We start from the raw sequence: 15,653 nt of genomic DNA on the forward strand, positions 1-15,653 counted from the left end.
CTGTGATGAACTTTGCACGATTTGCGACTTTCCCGATCGGGCGCGGCCTGGAGGCCACCGACGGCGGCCTGTCACTTGCCAGCACCGCGCCCACCACGCTGGACCAGTTCGCCAGGAGCGACGTCGGCTGCGCTGCCGGCGCGGCCGGCGCGGAGTTCTACTTCTGGGGCGACAGCCTGGAGAGTGGCACCTACGGAGCTGCGGTAGGCCTGGTCCCTGCCGAGGCCACCGTGGACGTCGGCATGGCGGCCGTCGGCCTGGAATGGCGGGTGGCCAGCGGCGAACTGTATCGCGGTCCGACCTTGCTGCGTGCTGACCTGCCGACGCTTGGCAAGGGCGACATAGCCGGCATCCGCGTCGTTGTCGACGGCGACGACGCACCTGTTCGGGTCCAGCTGTTCCGCAATGCGGTGCAGATCCATGCCGGCACGGTGCAACTGGAGGGGGTGCTGCATTTCGCAGTGTCGCTGATCAGCCCCGCGGCCGGCCGGCTGCGCTGCGTGGTCAACGCCGGTCAGTGGCAGGGTGCGAGCGAGGCCATCAACGGCGGGGGCTGGAAGCAGCCTTCCACCACGCTCGCCCCATTGCGCCTGTCTGTGGAGCCGTACATGTCCGCCAGCACCGATACCCCACCCAACGCTGCCTATCTGGACCTGGTCGCCGGTGATGGCCTCGACGCGGTAGCCAGCATTGCGTTCTGGCCGTGGGAAGGAATCAGCCGCGCGGGCAGCGCCTCGCTCAAGCTGCAGGACGGCGACGGGGTACTGGATGCGGTGGCCCTAAGCGACGTCCGCGACGTTCCGGTCCAGGTTCGACGGGTCGACCAGGGCCGTGCGCTGAGTACCGCTACGGCCGTCAGCCGGTATGTGCTGGAACGGATCGACATCGAGGACGATGGGCGGAAGACCGCCGTGCTGCGCGATCCGCACGATGACCTGGACGCGCCGCTGCACCGCGCCGTCTTCCTGCCGTCGATCAACGACCAGATCGCCTGGCAGCCCCAACCGGTGATCATCGGTGCGGTACGCAGCGCGCCTACGGTGCCGGTGAACCGCGACGGCAGCGTGCAGTGGGTCGCCGACGCCCCGCTGTCGAGCGTTGCCAAAGTCCTTGATCGCGGCGCGGAGATCACCGCCGGAGACGGCTATGTGCTCGTTTCCGGTGGCCAGCAGTTGGCCTTTGGCGCGCCGCCGGTAGGGCCGGTCATTGCCGATGTGTCCAGCGTCGGCCCGGACATGCGACCGGCCACGCTGGAGCGTGCCCTGCAGGAGGTGTTCCGCCGCATCGACAAGTCTGCCTGGTCCTCCCAGGACGCCCGCGCCATCGATAGCGCCAGCGGTTACGCGGGTATCGGCTTCCACGCCGGCGCCGGCAGCACCCCGCGGCAGGCGTTGGCCGCCATGCTGCCCAGCTATGGCGCCGACTGGTGGCAGGACGGCGAAGGCATCTTGCGCATCACCCGCATGATCGATCCGGATGAGGTCGCCGAGACCGACCTGAGCTTCGACCTGGACTGGCGCGAGTTGGCGGGCGATCTGGTGGTGCGGCCAGACCTGGCGCCCAACCTGACCCGTCGCATGGCTTACCAACCCAACGCCGTGCTGCTGTCCAGCGGCGACATGGTCAGCGACCTGGGCCTGCTGACGCCGACGCAGCGCCAGCAGCTCAGCGGCCCGTTCCGCGGGCAGGTCTATGCGGGAGGCCCACTGGCCAGCCGCTACGTCCGTGCCGAGGCCGCCGCACCGATGGTCTCCCGGTTCGATCGCCGCGAGGACGCGCAGGCCGAGATCGACCGGGTAATCGCCCTGTACGCGGTGCCGCGCAACTTCTACGACGGACGGCTGGCCGCCCGCACCGACATCGGTTTCCGTCCCGGCCAGGTTGGCCGGATCACTTACCCGCGCTATGGCCTGCAGGCCGGACGGCGGGTGCTTGTCACCAGTGCCCTGAGCAACCCGGTATCGGGCAGGCACGTGGTGCGTTTCTGGGGAGCATGAGCATGCTAGTTGGATATGGAGTTCCCACCGATATCATTCCCACCGTCGAGGGAGGCCTGGCGTTCAATCTCCCGGCCCTGGTGGACGGAAGACCTGCCCGCGCCGCCCGGATCGTGGCCGGCGCAGGGGGCGCGACGATCCGGCTGGATTGGCCCCAGGCCAGCAACATCCGCGTAGTAGCGGTACTCGGCCTTACCTGTGCTGCCGGCACGTTGATCTCGGTACGGGGCCGACGTGCGGGAGAGGGCGGGTATACGGTGGCACTGGGAGGAAATACGGCGGGCCAGCGCGTGGAACAGTTGCCGGATGGATCCCGGGCTGCGTGGTTCGTGCTGGAGGCGGAAAATCCTTCGCTGATCGGGCTGGCGTTGCACATCGATGCGGCGGAACTGGACATCGGTGAGGTACTAGTCATGCGCGCACTCGACCTGGCCCATGAAGTGGAGTGGTCGATGGAGCGGATCGACCCCAGTCTTGCCGAACGCACGATCGGCGGCGGCTTGAACACCGTACAGCGGCGTGGCTACCGGGTCCTGCGCGCCCGCTTTGCCCCGGCCCCACTGGCGCAGGTGCGCGGGCGCGGATTGGCCGGGAACATGGACCTGGACACCCTGGCCTGTACCGTCACCGCGTCGGGGCCGGTGGTCGCCATTCCGCGCTGGTCCACGCCCGAGGGGGGCATCGACACGATGGAACTGCACCGGACCGCGCTGTACGGCATCGCCCTGCCGGGGCCGATCACCCATCAGGGCGGAAACTACTACGGCAGCGACTGGATCTTCGAGGAAGTACCACCGATCTGATCCGCCTGGCCTGGGCCGGGTACGGGCCAGCAAGCGCCGCCGCGCAAATCAAGTGTCGGCGCTTGGCGATACAAGTGTCTACCCACAATGGCATTTCTTGGGTCAGAGCGAGCGCAGGGCGCGCTTGCGGATGTAGCTGTTGGCCGGATCATCGGCATGGCGCTGCTGCCATTGGCTGCACAGCGCGCGGACCCAGTCAGGCTGACTCTTGCCGGCATCGTTCAACCAGTTTCCGACCGAATCCTGCACGTAGCGCGCTTCATCGCAGCACAGCGCGTCCAGCAGGTTCTGTGCATGGTGGGGTTCCTGCTTGAACAGCGCGATATGCGCGGCCCATACCCCGCGTGGGCGCAGCGCTTCGCAGGCGAAGCGGCGCACGTTGGGCGACGCGTCGTGCGCCCAGGCCTGCAGGTGCGCGAGCACCCGCAACGGCTCGGCCGCGATATGCGGGCGCACGGCCAGCCAGGCCCATTCGCGCACGCCGAAGTGGGCGTCATCGGCCAGCCCGCGCAGGGCGTCCAGCTTGCGTTCCAGGGTGAGCCGCGGATCGCTACCGATGAGGTAGCAGGCCCAGCCGCGCACCGTGTCGCTGGCGTGCGCCGACCAAGGCACCGGGTCACCCAGCGCATGGGCGCGTAGCAGCGTGGCGGCGCCCTGCATGCGCAGGGTGATGCCGCTGTTGGCGGCCTTGCGCATGTTGCTGATGGCCGCTGCCGGCAGAGACGGCGCCACGCTGGCCAGCAGCCGGGCGAAATCGACCGCGAGGATCTCGGCCAGATGGGCCGCTTCGGCCTCGCCCCCATCGAGTTGACCGCGGCGTTCGCGCGTCAGTGCCTGCTTCTTCATGCCGTCCTCCCCGCATCGGTGCGCGCCCAGATGCGGCACAGCATGCCACTGAGCAGGGTGCGCTCTGCCTCATTGAGGTCGGCGAACAGATCGCGTATCCACTGGGTGTGCTGGTCGAACAGAGTGAGTGCCAAGGCCTCGCCGGCCGTGGTCAGGCGCACGTTGATGCGGCGCTTGTCGTCCGGGTCGGCATGCCGCTCCAGCAACCGGTCACGCTCCAGCCCATCCAGCAGGCCGGTGACGGTGGCGCGGGTGACCCCGGCGCGTTCGGCGAGCTGGTGAGGCGACAGCGGCGCCTCGGCGCCTTGCAGCAGGAAGAGCAGAACGAATCGGCCTTCGCTCAGCCCCAACGGGGCCAGCCGCTGCGCGCAGTCCTGATCAATCGCACTGGCCAGTGACAGCAGTTGAAAGCACTGCGCCAGGCCGTCAGGCTCCGGCTGGCCGCGGCGCTGCATCTCGGCCAGGAATGCCTGGTGCTTCAGGGCCAGCATGGGTGTTTCCGCGCGAATGATTAGGCGCCTAATCATAGCCCGGATTGTGCGTGGTGTGGGTCCTGCCTTCGGTGACCCGACTACGCAGGTGCCCGCCGGACAGGAGGCAGGGATGGCAGGCAGATGCGGGCAACCAGGCCACCGCCCTCGCGCGCCAGCAGCTGCAGCTCGCCGCCATGCTGGTGGGCCGCGCCCTGCGCCACGGCCAGTCCCAGGCCAATTCCGCCGGTGCTGCGATTGCGTGACCCTTCATGGCGCTGGAATGGCTGCAGCAGACGGGCCTTGTCGGCGTCGGCGATGCCGGGACCGCGGTCGGCCACCTCCATCAGGATCACGCCATCGCCCCTGTCCAGGCGTACCTCGGCTGCGCCGGCGTAACGGAGCGCGTTGTCGATGAGGTTGTCCACCGCGCGCCGCAGCTGCAGCGCATCGACGGGAAGGGTGACCGGGTCGGCATGCGTGAGCCGTACATCCGCGCCACGTGCCTGCGCGTGCTGGGCGCATTCCTCCAGCAGCAGGTGCAGCGCGCTGGGATGGCGCTGCGCGGCATGCAGTTCGCCGCGTGCATAGTCGAGTACCTGGTCGATCATGCTGGTCATGCGCGCGATATCGGCCACCATGCGCTCGGCCTGCGCCGGCGGTGCGCTGTCGGCGCGCAGGCGCAGGCCGGTAAGGGGCGTGCGCAGGTCGTGGGCGACCGCGGCCAACATGCGGGTCACCTCATGGGCCTGGTCGCGCAGGCGTTCGCGCGCGGCGTTCATCGCCTCGGCCATGACCTGCACTTCGCGCGGCCCCTCCACGGGCAGGCGCGCGGTGGACTGCAGCGACAGGTCCGCGCTGGCATCGGCCAGGCGGCGCAGCGGTCCGGTCACCCGCAGCGCCAGCCAGGCCGCCAGCGGCGCCAGCAGTACCGCGCCAGCCAACAGGGCCAGCAGCACCTGGCGTCGCCATTGCAGCAGCGCGCTGTAGTCGGCGCCGACCACGGTCCACTGGCCATCAGGCCGCTGCACCGCCAGCTCGAACGCCGGCCACAACAGACCGGGCAACAGCAATGCCTCTTCCACCGTGGCGCGCTGCTCGGGGCCACTGGCCAGCAGCTGCCCCTGCTTGATCACCTGTACCTGCACGGCAGTGGGATCGGTGCTGCGCTGCCAGACTGTGCGCACCCGCGCGCGCGGCACGCCCAGGCGGGCCGCCACCACGCTGCTCATCCAGTCGTTGTTGCTGCCCGCCGGCGGCTGCGCCTGCCGCCAGCGGCGCAGGCCCAGGTCGGCGGCCGCGCGCTCGCCAGCCATCACCTGGAGCGCCTGCTGCAGGTTCATCTGCGGCGCGGCCGGGCTGGGCAGCGCCCACACCACGGCGAAGCTGACCGCCTGCGCCACCAGCAGCGTGGCCAGGGTCAGCAGGGCCACCCAGGTGGCGGTACGCCAGGGGCGGCTCATCGGCGGGTAACCGGCGCTGCGAAGCGATAGCCCTCCCCGCGCAGGGTCTGCACCAACGCGTCGCCGCCCGTGGCTGCCTGGGCGAGCTTGCGGCGCAGGCGGCTGACCGCCAGGTCGATGGCGCGATCGAACGGTTCGCTGTCCTCGCCACGGGTGAGCCGCAGCAGCTGCTCGCGGCTGAGCACGCGGCCGGCGCGTTCGGCCAGCACGCGCAGCAGCGCGAACTCGCCGCGGGTGAGGGCGATTTCATTGGCCTGCGGCGTCAGCAGACGGTGCTGCTCCACCTGCAATTGCCAGCCCTCGAAGTGCAGCGTGGTGGAAGGCGCGACCATCTCCCCCTTGTGCGCGCGGCGCAGCAGCGCGCGTACGCGGGCCAGCAGCTCGCGCGGGTCGAATGGCTTGGCCAGGTAGTCGTCGGCCCCCATCTCCAACCCGATCACGCGATCGGGGGTGCTGCCCATCGCGCTGAGCATCAGGATCGGGATGCCGCTGGCCTGCAATCGTCGGCAGACCGACAGGCCGTCTTCGCCGGGCATCATCCAGTCGAGCACGATGAGGGCGGTACGCTGCTGGGCCAGCAATGCATCGAGCATGGCCGCATCGGCGGCCACACGCACCTGGTAGCCGTGCTGGCGCAGGCAGTCGGCGATGGCGTCGCGGATACTGGCGTCGTCGTCCACCACCACGATGTCGATTGCTGCAGGCATGCGCCGATTATGGCGTGGGTTTGTATCGGGAGTGTATCGACACGCGCGCCACGCCGACATCGTCCCGATACCGCCAACGGTTGTACTGGCCTCCCCTAACGGAGACCGTCCCATGCGCATCACGCCCCTGCTCGCCCTTGCCTGCCTGACCACCCTGCCCGCGCAGGCCGCCACGGCCACCCATGAGATCCCGATGTGGATGCAGGGTGGCCACCCTACCGTCGCGGTGCAGCTGGGTGACAGCGTGGAGCCGCTGCACTTCGTGATCGACAGTGCGGCCGGGGCCACGGTGATGGACCAGGCCACGGCGCGACGACTGGGGCTGGATGACCCTGAAGCGGCAGGCGTCGAGGTGGAGGGTGCCACCGATAGCAGCGCGGTGCTGCGCCGTACCCGCACCACGCGCTGGCAGGTGGGCACCCTCTCGTTCGAGGCTGCGACCATGCAGACCGACCTGAGCCAGCTGGGCAAGGATGGGCGCCGCATCGATGGCATCCTCGGCAACGATGTCACCGACCGCTTCGATACCACCTTCGATATCGCCGGCCAGCGCGTGCTGCTGCAGCCGCCAGGCCGGATGCCGGCAGATTCCGGCTGCGCACCCAACGCCGTGCCGGTCCGCGATGCGAGCATGCAACGGTTCGGTTTCATCCCGGTCCAGTTGGGTTCGCCGGCCGTGGAGGCCATCGCGGTAGTGGACACCGGCGCCGCGCAGACCGTCCTCAACAGCACCGCAGCCGGTGCGCTGGGCCTGCGCACCGATGGGAGCGATGCGCGCGTGCGGGTACGCGAAAAAGGCACCCGCGGGCTGGGCGAGCGTGTGATGGAGACCTGGCTGGCCACGTTGCCGGGCCTGCGCATGGGCCGTTGGCAGCACGCCCCGCTGGAGGTGCGGATCAGTGAGCTGCCGGTGTTCGCCTCGCTGGGATTGAAGGAGCGGCCGGCGTTGATCCTGGGGGCCGATGCGATGGCTGATACGCAGGTGCAGGTGGGCAGCGGCGCGGCGTGGGTCTGCCTGCGGCGCGGATGACCCACGCTGATGCCAGTGCCCAGGCAGCTCGATCCGCCCGGTGCGGCCGGTCCCCAACGTGTAGCCGCCAGGGAGCGGCCCGACGCATCGTGACGTGCGGTGAGGCGATCAGGCGCGCACAAAAAAAACCCCGCCTTCCGGCGGGGTTTTTCGTCGTACGTTGGCGCATGGTGGGTACCGACCATCGGCATGCCCTCCTTTCGGGCGAGCACCCTTCGGGCCGTCGCACGCGACGCTGGCAACGGTATTCGCCGTTGCCTGCGGTACCTACCGCTCCGATGTGTGCCGACCGATGGCCGGCATCTCCATCAGAAGTCCATGCCGCCCATGCCGCCCATGCCACCCATGCCGCCGCCCGCTGCGCCAGCGCCGTCATCCTTCTTCGGGGCTTCGGCAACCATCGCTTCGGTGGTGATCATCAGGCCGGCGATCGAGGCCGCGTTCTGCAGCGCCGAACGGGTCACCTTGGTCGGGTCCAGGATGCCGAATTCCAGCATGTCGCCGAATTCGCCGGTGGCCGCGTTGTAGCCGAAGCTGCCGGTGCCTTCCTTGACCTTGTTGACGATCACGGACGGCTCTTCGCCGGCGTTGGCCACGATTTCACGCAGCGGGGCTTCCATGGCGCGCAGGGCGATCTGGATGCCGTGGTTCTGGTCTTCGTTGGCACCCTTCAGGCCGCTCAGCGCGGTGACGGCACGGACCAGCGCAACGCCGCCGCCCGGGACCACGCCTTCTTCAACGGCTGCACGGGTCGCGTGCAGGGCGTCGTCGACGCGATCCTTCTTTTCCTTCATTTCGATTTCGGTCGAGGCACCGACCTTGATCACGGCAACGCCGCCGGCCAGCTTGGCCACGCGTTCCTGCAGCTTTTCACGGTCGTAATCGGACGAGGTGTCTTCGATCTGGGTCTTGATCTGGGTGACACGCGCGTCGATGTTGGCCTTCTCGCCAGCGCCATCGATGATGGTGGTGTTTTCCTTGGAGACCTGCACCTTCTTGGCGCGGCCCAGGTCCTTGATCGTCGCCTTTTCCAGCGACAGACCAATTTCCTCGGAGATCACGGTGCCGCCGGTCAGCACGGCCATGTCTTCCAGCATCGCCTTGCGACGGTCGCCGAAGCCCGGTGCCTTGACGGCCACGACCTTGACGATGCCACGGATGGTGTTGACCACCAGGGTAGCCAGCGCTTCGCCTTCGATGTCTTCGGCGATGATCAGCAGCGGCTTGCCGGCCTTGGCGACGCCTTCCAGCACGGGCAGCAGGTCGCGCACGTTGGAGATCTTCTTGTCGTGCAGCAGCACGTACGGATCGTCCAGGTCAGCGGTCTGCGACTGCTGGTTGTTGATGAAGTACGGGGACAGGTAGCCACGGTCGAACTGCATGCCTTCGACGACGTCCAACTCGTTGTCCAGGCCCGAGCCTTCTTCAACGGTGATGACGCCTTCCTTGGTCACGCGGCGCATGGCTTCGGCGATGATGTTGCCGATCGACTCGTCCGAGTTGGCCGAGATGGTGCCGACCTGGGCGATGGCCTTGTCGTCAGCGGTCGGCTTGGAGATGTTCTTCAGCTCGGCGACGGCGGCGATGACGGCCTTGTCGATACCGCGCTTGAGGTCCATCGGGTTCATGCCGGCCGCAACGGCCTTGGCGCCTTCGCGGATCAGGGCCTGGGCGAGCACGGTAGCGGTGGTGGTGCCGTCGCCGGCGTCGTCGTTGGTGCGGGAAGCAACTTCCTTCACCATCTGCGCGCCCATGTTCTCGAACTTGTCAGCCAGTTCGATTTCCTTGGCAACGGAGACGCCATCCTTGGTGATGGTCGGGGCGCCGAAGCTCTTTTCGAGCACGACGTTGCGGCCCTTCGGGCCCAGGGTGGCCTTGACGGCATTGGCGAGAACGTTGACGCCGCGAACCATGCGGGCGCGAGCGTCTTCACCGAAACGAATATCTTTGGCAGCCATTGCGATTACCTTTTTTGTAGCGCCGGGCGATGCCCGGCTGCTTGAATGGGGGATACGGTCGACCGGTCAGTCCGGCTACCGCGCAGCGGGGCAGAGCCCCGCTCTACGTCATCAGATGATGGCGAGGATGTCGTCTTCGCGCAGGACCTTGTACTCGACGCCATCGGACTTGTAGCTGCTGCCGGCGTACTGGCCGTAGATGACCTTGTCACCGACCTTCAGCGACGGCGCGCGGACGCTGCCGTTGTCCAGGGGCTTGCCCGGGCCGACGGCCACGACTTCACCCTTGGTCGACTTTTCCTTGGCGGAATCCGGAATCACGATGCCGCCGGACGAGATTTCGTCGGCTTCGATCGGCTTGACTACGACGCGGTCATGAAGCGGCTTGATGCTCATGTGAGACCCTTTTAAGTTGTTGATTGGTCTAGGAAAGTCTGGCGATGTTAGCACTCGCACAGGGCGACTGCCAGCCACGCTCACGAAAAAACCCGACGGTGCGGGTACAGAGCAGAGATGGTGCTGGGCACTTCCCTTTCAAGGGGGGGCGAGGGAGAAATTTTTCTCGCCTGCGGCCGGTGGGGGGCCCGAGGCAAGGTCAACCGCACCTCGAGTCTGCGGGCGTGGCGCGCCGGGCTGGTAGGGGTGGGGCTGCGGGACACGCTGCAAGTACGTCCCTGTAAGCTCCGTCGCCGCATCCATGCGGCTCAGGGTCCCGCATCCCCACCCCTACCACCCCTCAGACACTCTGCCGTTGCTCCCGGAGCAGCAGAACCAAGAGGCACTTGACCGCCAAGCAGATAAGGCGGCCGCTCTCCGCAGGCCCCAGCCAACTGTCTGGGGCGGGGGTGTGAGGGTTTACGGGACCCTCCACCGCATGGATGCGGTGGCGGAGCTTACAGGGGTGAGGACGCATTGCATGCGAGGCACTGCCTCGCATGCGTCCGAACGCACAGCCGCCAGCGGCTGGGCCGGGCCGCGGAGCGGGACTTGCAGCGTGTCCCGTGAACCCTCACACCCCCGCCCAGCCTGCAGGACCGGCCAACCGAGGCTCTGGCTCTGGCTCCGGCTCTTCAGCTTCGAAAAAAAAAGAACCCTCCCCCGCCAATTCCTTGACGCACGTCCCACTGCGGAAGGCCGATCCCGTCATATCGATAGATGTGTCATCTGGATTGATTAGATTCGGCCAGCAATACCCAATCACAAGGAGACGTAGATGAGGTTGCTTACACCGCTGTCCCTGGGGTGCCTGCTCGCATTGGCCGCCAACGCCGCCCAGGCAGACGTATTCATCAATGAACTGCATTACGACGACAGCACGCCCGCCGGCGATGTCGGCGAAGCCATCGAAGTCGTCGCCACCGGCGGAGAAGACCTCAGCACCTACCGCCTCTACCTCTACAACGGCAGCAACCCGTCCGCGGCCACCGTCTACGCCAACAACCCGGTCCCCGCCGGCGCTGCCGCTGGGTGCGGCAAGGCCACCCTGGCCACCGTCACCTACCCCACCAACGGCCTCCAGAACGGCGCCAACGACGGCATCGCCCTCGTCGACGCCAACGGCAAGGTCGTCCAGTTCATCAGCTACGAAGGCACCATCACCGCCAGCGGCGGCCCCGCCGCCGGACTGACCAGCCAGAACATCCCCGTCAGCGAAAGCAACAGCACCGCCCCCGGCACCTCCCTCCAGCTCACCGGCAGCGGCAGCCAGTACGCCCACTTCACCTGGGCCGAATCGGCCAAACAGACCTTCGGTGCCTGCAACAACGGCCAGACCTTCAGCGGCAGCGGCGGCACCGGTCCCAACACCCCGCCGTCGGTGCGCACCACCACCCCCGAACAGGGCGCCAGCACCTTCCCGGCCGCCGCCGACCTCCGCGTCACCTTCAGCGAAACCGTCACCCTGGCCAGCGGCGCGTTCGTGCTCAGCTGCGGCCAGTCCGGCACCGTGCCGCTCAGCCACGCCAGCAGCGGCAGCACCTTCACCGTCTCCACCAACACCGCCCTGGTGGCCGGCGAAGCCTGCCGGTTCGACATCCGCGCCACCAAGGTCAGCGACGCCCAGGGCGCCCGCCCCGCCGCCGACACCCGCATTGCCTTCACCGTGGCCAGCAGCACCGGCAACCCCGACCCGGGCAATCCCGACCCCGGCAACCCGGGCACCCCCGGCGAGTACTACTCGCGCGTCAACACCGCCAATCCCAGCCAGCTGCGCTGCTCGCTGCATGAAACCATCAAGGGCCATACCGCCTACCCGTACAGCGGCTCGGGCACCAGCACCTGGACCATCCTGGAAATCGCCGACGAAGATCCCAACAACAGCGGCAAGATCCTGGACGCCTACCGCAACCGCAGCTACACCAAGGTCAGCGGCCGCGCGGGCACCGGCAGCGGCTTGACCTACAACCGCGAGCACACCTGGCCCAACTCGCTGGGCTTTGCCAACACCACCGGCGACAAGGGCCTGCCGTATGCGCCCTACACCGACACCCACATGCTGTACCTGACCGACGCACAGTGGAACGCCGACCGCGGCAACAAGCCGTTCGGCAAGTGCGACAGCAACTGCGGCGAGCGCGCCACCGAGTCCAACAACGGCGTCGGCGGCGGCAGCGGCGGCTATCCGGGCAACTCCAACTGGGTGCGCACGCCGGACGGCAATACCGGCACCTTCGAAGTATGGGGCCACCGCAAGGGCGACATGGCGCGGGCCGTGATGTACATGGCCATCCGCTATGAAGGGGGCAAGGACGCCAAGACCGGGCAGTCCGAACCCGACCTGGAGCTCACCGACGACCGGGCCAAAATCGTCAAGACCTCGGCCTCGCCGGCGTACATGGGCCTGCTCTCGACCCTGATCGAATGGCACCTGTCCGATCCGCCGGATGCCGCCGAACGCGCCCGCAATGAAGTGATTTACAGCTTCCAGGGCAACCGCAATCCGTTCATCGACCACCCCGAATGGGCCACCCCGGCCCTGTTCACCTCGGCCAAGCCGACCAGCTGCCAGCTGCTCAACTGAGCCCCGCCGGCCGGCGCCGCAACGGCGCCGGTCGGACCATTCGGGTCCGGCAGTCCTATACTCGGCGGTCATGTCTTCCGTCGATCCCGTATTCATGCTGTTCACCACCTGCCCCGACGCGGCCACCGCGACGCGGCTGGCGCGTGCGCTGGTGGAAGAACGCCTGGCGGCGTGTGTCACCCGCCTGGACGGGGCGCACTCCACCTACCGCTGGCACGGGGAGATCAGCGAGGACCACGAGGTCCAGCTGCTGATCAAGACCACCGGCAGCCGCCTGGACGCGGCCATCGCACGGGTGCAGGCGCTGCATCCGTATGAACTCCCGGAGTGCATCGCGGTCGAAACCCGCGCCGGCCTGCCGGCGTACCTGGACTGGATTCGGGCGCAGACCCGTGAGGAAAGTGATTGATGACGCTGTTTCGTCGTGTTGCCGCGCTGTGCGCGTTGTTCGTGGTGTGCCTGCCGGCGTGGGCCGTCAGCGAGAAAGACCTGCTGCCGGTGGACGAAGCGTTCGGGCTGACCGCGCAGGCGCGTGACCGCGACCGCGTCGAGATCAGCTGGAAGATCGCGCCGGGCTATTACCTGTATCGCCACCGCACCACGGTCAAGGCCGATGCCGGCTTTGCCGCCGAGGCATTGCAGATGCCGGCCGGCAAGAAGCACCACGACGACTTCTTCGGCGAGGTGGAAACCTACCGCGATCGGCTCACCGCCGTGCTGCCGGGCAAGGCCGACGACGGCACCGACACGGTGACCCTGGAAGTGCGTTACCAGGGCTGCGCCGATGCCGGCGTGTGCTACCCGCCGCAGAAGCGCAGCATCAAAGTGAAGCTGCCCGCCGGTAGCGGCGCCGCTGCGGGCGTGGCCCCGGCCGCCGCCGCGCCTGCGGCCCTCGGCGCCTCGCCGTTCAACAACCCGTTGGCCGGCAACAGCAGTGGCGGCGGCCTGCGCCTACCGGGCACCGCCAACACCCAGGCGCTGCCGCTGCCCTCCGAACGTGCGTTCGGCTTTGACGCCATCGTCGGTGACGGCAATACCGTGCTGCTGCGTTTCAGCCCGGCGCCGGGCTACTACCTCTACCGCGACCGCACCTCGCTGAAGCTGGAAGGTGCCGCCGGGATCCGCGCCGACAAGCCGGCATGGCCGGCGGCCAAGTCGCACCGCGATGAACATTTCGGCGACGTGGCGGTGTATTTCGACCAGGTGGACGTCAAGCTGCCGCTGCGCCGCAGCCGTGCCGACGCCGACCAGGCCACCCTGGTGATCACCTTCCAGGGCTGCCAGACCGATGGCATCTGCTACCCGCCGATGACGCGCCGGGTGACGCTGGCGCTGCCGGCCGGCAAGGTCAACGCGCGTGCCGATGAAGCGGCGCACCAGAACGACGTGATTGCCCCGCTGCCGGGCAAGGACAAGGGCGCGCAGGCACGTGAGCGCGACGCCGCCGGCATCGCCACCCAGCCGATGCTGATCCACCCGAACGACACGGCCGCCACCGCGGCCGATCCGTCGATCGTGCCCGATGCCAGTGCCGACAACGCGCAGCGCACCCGCCCGCCGGGTGACGATGCCGCGCCCACCACGCTGATCGGCGCGCTGCTGCTGGCCCTGCTCGGCGGCCTGATCCTCAACCTGATGCCGTGCGTGCTGCCGATCCTGTCGCTGAAGGTGCTGGGCGTGGCGCAGAGCGGCGAAAGCCGCCAGCGCGCGCGCAGCCATGCGCTCTGGTACACCGCTGGCGTGCTGGTGGCCTTCGCCGCGATCGGCGCACTGGTGCTGACCCTGCGTGCAGCCGGCCAGGCCGCGGGCTGGGGCTTCCAGTTGCAGCACCCGTGGTTCATCGCCGCGCTGGTCTACCTGATGTTCACCGTGGGCCTGAGCCTGTCGGGCGTGTTCACGCTGGGCGGGAGCCTGGGCGGGGTGGGCCAGTCACTGGCATCGCGCAGTGGCCCGGTGGGCGACTTCTTCACCGGCGTGCTGGCTTGCGTGGTGGCCAGCCCGTGCGTGGCGCCCTTCATGGGCCTGCCGCTGGCGTATGCGTTCACCGCCAGCACCGTGCCGGCGATCCTGGTGTTCATGGCCCTGGGCCTGGGCCTGGCGCTGCCCTTCCTGCTGATCGGCTTCATTCCGTCGCTGGCCAAGCGCCTGCCGCGCCCGGGCGCCTGGATGGAAACGCTCAAGCACGTGCTGGCCTTCCCGATGTACGGCACCGCGATCTGGCTGCTGTGGGTGCTGGGCAAGCAGCGTGGCGTGGATGCCATGACGCTGGTGCTGGGTGGCCTGGTGGTGCTGGCACTGGCGCTGTGGTGGTACGAGCGCAGCCGCTGGCGCAGCCACCGCGTGGGCGGGCTGTTGGCCCTGTTGCTGCTGCTTGCCGCGCTGGTACCGGTGTGGGGCGTGACCCAGCTGGTGCCGCCGGCCAAGGCGGCGGCCGCCGCCGCCGACAACGTGGTGGCCTACTCCCCGCAGATGCTCGACCGCCTGCGCCAGGACAACCGCGTGGTGTTCGTCAACATGACCGCCGACTGGTGCGTGACCTGCAAGGCCAACGAACGCACGGTGCTGGGCACCGACGCCTTCCACGACACCCTGCGCCGCACCAACGCGGTGTACATGCGCGGCGACTACACCAATGTCGACCCGGAAATCACCGCGTTCCTGGATGAGCACAAGGCCGTGGGCGTGCCGCTGTACGTGGTGTATGGCCCGGGCGCACCGCCGACCGTGCTGCCCACGGTGCTCACCCAGGCCATCGTCGAAGAAGCCCTGCTGCGGACCGCGCGATGAGACCGCGGCCACCCCGCCAACTTGCGGTGGTGGCCGTTCTGGCGGCGGTACTGGGCGTGGCCGCCGGGGCGTGGTTCTTCAACCGCCCCGGTGCGGCAACACCGCCGCCACCGCGCGCGGTCACCCCGGGCGCCGGGATCGGCGATGCGATGCCCGCCATTACCCTGCCCGATGTGTCGGGCACGCCCGTGGACCTGGCCCGCTTCCGCGGGCGCCCGCTGCTGATCAACGTGTGGGCCAGCTGGTGCGGGCCCTGCGTGGAAGAAATGCCGGCGCTGGCGGCCTTTGCCGCTGTCCAGCCAGCCGATGGCGTCCAGGTGCTGGGGGTGGCGCTGGATACACCTGAAGGCGTGCGCGACTTCCTGGCCCGGGTGCCGGTGGGCTATCCGATCGTGCTGGACACGCCGGGGCCGGCCGATGCCAGCGTGCGGCTGGGCAACGCGCAGGGGCTGTTGCCTTACTCGGTGCTGGTGGATGCGCACGGGCGCATCGTGAAGCAGAAGCTGGGGCCGTTCGAGGCCGGCGAGATCGAGGATTGGGCCGGGTATTGACCGGGGCGACGGCCCGCCCAAC

At 68.5% G+C, this 15,653-nt stretch carries 13 protein-coding genes; 7 read left to right on the forward strand and 6 right to left on the reverse strand.

The window, feature by feature from the left end; translation table 11 throughout:
- Positions 1 to 5: 5 nt before the first annotated feature.
- Both GQ674_RS17265 and GQ674_RS17270 read left to right on the forward strand, forming a co-directional pair.
- Complete coding sequence (locus GQ674_RS17265) at positions 6 to 1,997, forward strand: hypothetical protein (RefSeq protein WP_159498045.1); 1,992 nt, start codon at positions 6 to 8, stop codon at positions 1,995 to 1,997.
- Positions 1,994 to 2,800: a hypothetical protein gene (locus tag GQ674_RS17270; protein WP_159498046.1), complete on the forward strand. Its 807-nt coding sequence runs from the start codon at positions 1,994 to 1,996 to the stop codon at positions 2,798 to 2,800. The genes GQ674_RS17265 and GQ674_RS17270 overlap by 4 nt, the downstream gene beginning before the upstream one ends.
- A gap of 102 nt (positions 2,801 to 2,902) precedes the next feature.
- Here the strand turns inward: GQ674_RS17270 and GQ674_RS17275 are convergent, their stop codons facing one another.
- From GQ674_RS17275 to GQ674_RS17290, 4 genes are all read right to left on the reverse strand, one after another.
- Complete coding sequence (locus GQ674_RS17275; protein WP_159498047.1) at positions 2,903 to 3,646, reverse strand: DNA alkylation repair protein; 744 nt, start codon at positions 3,644 to 3,646, stop codon at positions 2,903 to 2,905.
- Complete coding sequence (locus GQ674_RS17280; protein ID WP_159498048.1) at positions 3,643 to 4,137, reverse strand: MarR family transcriptional regulator; 495 nt, start codon at positions 4,135 to 4,137, stop codon at positions 3,643 to 3,645. Before GQ674_RS17280 ends, GQ674_RS17275 begins: the two co-directional genes overlap by 4 nt.
- A gap of 80 nt (positions 4,138 to 4,217) precedes the next feature.
- Positions 4,218 to 5,543, reverse strand: coding sequence for a HAMP domain-containing sensor histidine kinase (locus GQ674_RS17285; protein ID WP_159499538.1), 1,326 nt, complete (start codon positions 5,541 to 5,543; stop codon positions 4,218 to 4,220).
- Positions 5,544 to 5,575: 32 nt separating this feature from the next.
- Complete coding sequence (locus GQ674_RS17290; protein ID WP_159498049.1) at positions 5,576 to 6,286, reverse strand: response regulator transcription factor; 711 nt, start codon at positions 6,284 to 6,286, stop codon at positions 5,576 to 5,578.
- A gap of 112 nt (positions 6,287 to 6,398) precedes the next feature.
- Here GQ674_RS17290 and GQ674_RS17295 point away from each other — a divergent pair, with 112 nt between their 5' ends.
- Entirely contained in the window at positions 6,399 to 7,316 is a 918-nt protein-coding gene (locus GQ674_RS17295; protein ID WP_159498050.1) for a pepsin/retropepsin-like aspartic protease family protein, read from the forward strand.
- 308 nt (positions 7,317 to 7,624) lie between these two features.
- Here GQ674_RS17295 and groL read toward each other — a convergent pair whose 3' ends face one another.
- Together groL and GQ674_RS17305 are read right to left on the reverse strand one after the other, a co-directional pair.
- Positions 7,625 to 9,274: a chaperonin GroEL gene (groL, locus tag GQ674_RS17300; RefSeq protein WP_159498051.1), complete on the reverse strand. Its 1,650-nt coding sequence runs from the start codon at positions 9,272 to 9,274 to the stop codon at positions 7,625 to 7,627.
- 111 nt (positions 9,275 to 9,385) lie between these two features.
- The gene (locus tag GQ674_RS17305) at positions 9,386 to 9,670 is read right to left on the reverse strand and encodes a co-chaperone GroES (protein ID WP_159498052.1); all 285 of its coding nucleotides are present in this window, start codon (positions 9,668 to 9,670) and stop codon (positions 9,386 to 9,388) included.
- An 817-nt stretch (positions 9,671 to 10,487) separates the two neighbouring features.
- On the opposite strand from GQ674_RS17305, the gene GQ674_RS17310 reads away from it, so the two are divergent.
- From GQ674_RS17310 to GQ674_RS17325, 4 genes are all read left to right on the forward strand, one after another.
- Positions 10,488 to 12,293, forward strand: a complete 1,806-nt coding sequence (locus tag GQ674_RS17310; protein ID WP_159498053.1) for an endonuclease — start codon at positions 10,488 to 10,490, stop codon at positions 12,291 to 12,293.
- A gap of 70 nt (positions 12,294 to 12,363) precedes the next feature.
- Entirely contained in the window at positions 12,364 to 12,702 is a 339-nt protein-coding gene (gene cutA, locus GQ674_RS17315; RefSeq protein WP_159498054.1) for a divalent-cation tolerance protein CutA, read from the forward strand.
- A complete protein-coding gene (locus GQ674_RS17320) occupies positions 12,702 to 15,080 on the forward strand; it encodes a protein-disulfide reductase DsbD (RefSeq protein WP_201290173.1) in 2,379 nt (792 codons plus the stop codon). Before cutA ends, GQ674_RS17320 begins: the two co-directional genes overlap by 1 nt.
- The gene (locus GQ674_RS17325; protein ID WP_159498056.1) at positions 15,077 to 15,631 is read left to right on the forward strand and encodes a TlpA disulfide reductase family protein; all 555 of its coding nucleotides are present in this window, start codon (positions 15,077 to 15,079) and stop codon (positions 15,629 to 15,631) included. The genes GQ674_RS17320 and GQ674_RS17325 overlap by 4 nt, the downstream gene beginning before the upstream one ends.
- The last annotated feature ends 22 nt before the right edge of the window (positions 15,632 to 15,653 follow it).

This window comes from Stenotrophomonas sp. 364, from assembly GCF_009832905.1.
Lineage (GTDB): Bacteria > Pseudomonadota > Gammaproteobacteria > Xanthomonadales > Xanthomonadaceae > Stenotrophomonas > Stenotrophomonas maltophilia_AP.

Coding starts and splice junctions, on each gene's coding strand:
- GQ674_RS17265 (WP_159498045.1), top strand. CDS start 6: ATGAACTTTGCACGATTTGCGACTTTCCCGATCGGGCGCGGCCTGGAG.
- GQ674_RS17270 (WP_159498046.1), top strand. CDS start 1,994: ATGAGCATGCTAGTTGGATATGGAGTTCCCACCGATATCATTCCCACC.
- GQ674_RS17275 (WP_159498047.1), bottom strand. CDS start 3,646: ATGAAGAAGCAGGCACTGACGCGCGAACGCCGCGGTCAACTCGATGGG.
- GQ674_RS17280 (WP_159498048.1), bottom strand. CDS start 4,137: ATGCTGGCCCTGAAGCACCAGGCATTCCTGGCCGAGATGCAGCGCCGC.
- GQ674_RS17290 (WP_159498049.1), bottom strand. CDS start 6,286: ATGCCTGCAGCAATCGACATCGTGGTGGTGGACGACGACGCCAGTATC.
- GQ674_RS17295 (WP_159498050.1), top strand. CDS start 6,399: ATGCGCATCACGCCCCTGCTCGCCCTTGCCTGCCTGACCACCCTGCCC.
- groL (WP_159498051.1), bottom strand. CDS start 9,274: ATGGCTGCCAAAGATATTCGTTTCGGTGAAGACGCTCGCGCCCGCATG.
- GQ674_RS17305 (WP_159498052.1), bottom strand. CDS start 9,670: ATGAGCATCAAGCCGCTTCATGACCGCGTCGTAGTCAAGCCGATCGAA.
- GQ674_RS17310 (WP_159498053.1), top strand. CDS start 10,488: ATGAGGTTGCTTACACCGCTGTCCCTGGGGTGCCTGCTCGCATTGGCC.
- cutA (WP_159498054.1), top strand. CDS start 12,364: ATGTCTTCCGTCGATCCCGTATTCATGCTGTTCACCACCTGCCCCGAC.
- GQ674_RS17320 (WP_201290173.1), top strand. CDS start 12,702: ATGACGCTGTTTCGTCGTGTTGCCGCGCTGTGCGCGTTGTTCGTGGTG.
- GQ674_RS17325 (WP_159498056.1), top strand. CDS start 15,077: ATGAGACCGCGGCCACCCCGCCAACTTGCGGTGGTGGCCGTTCTGGCG.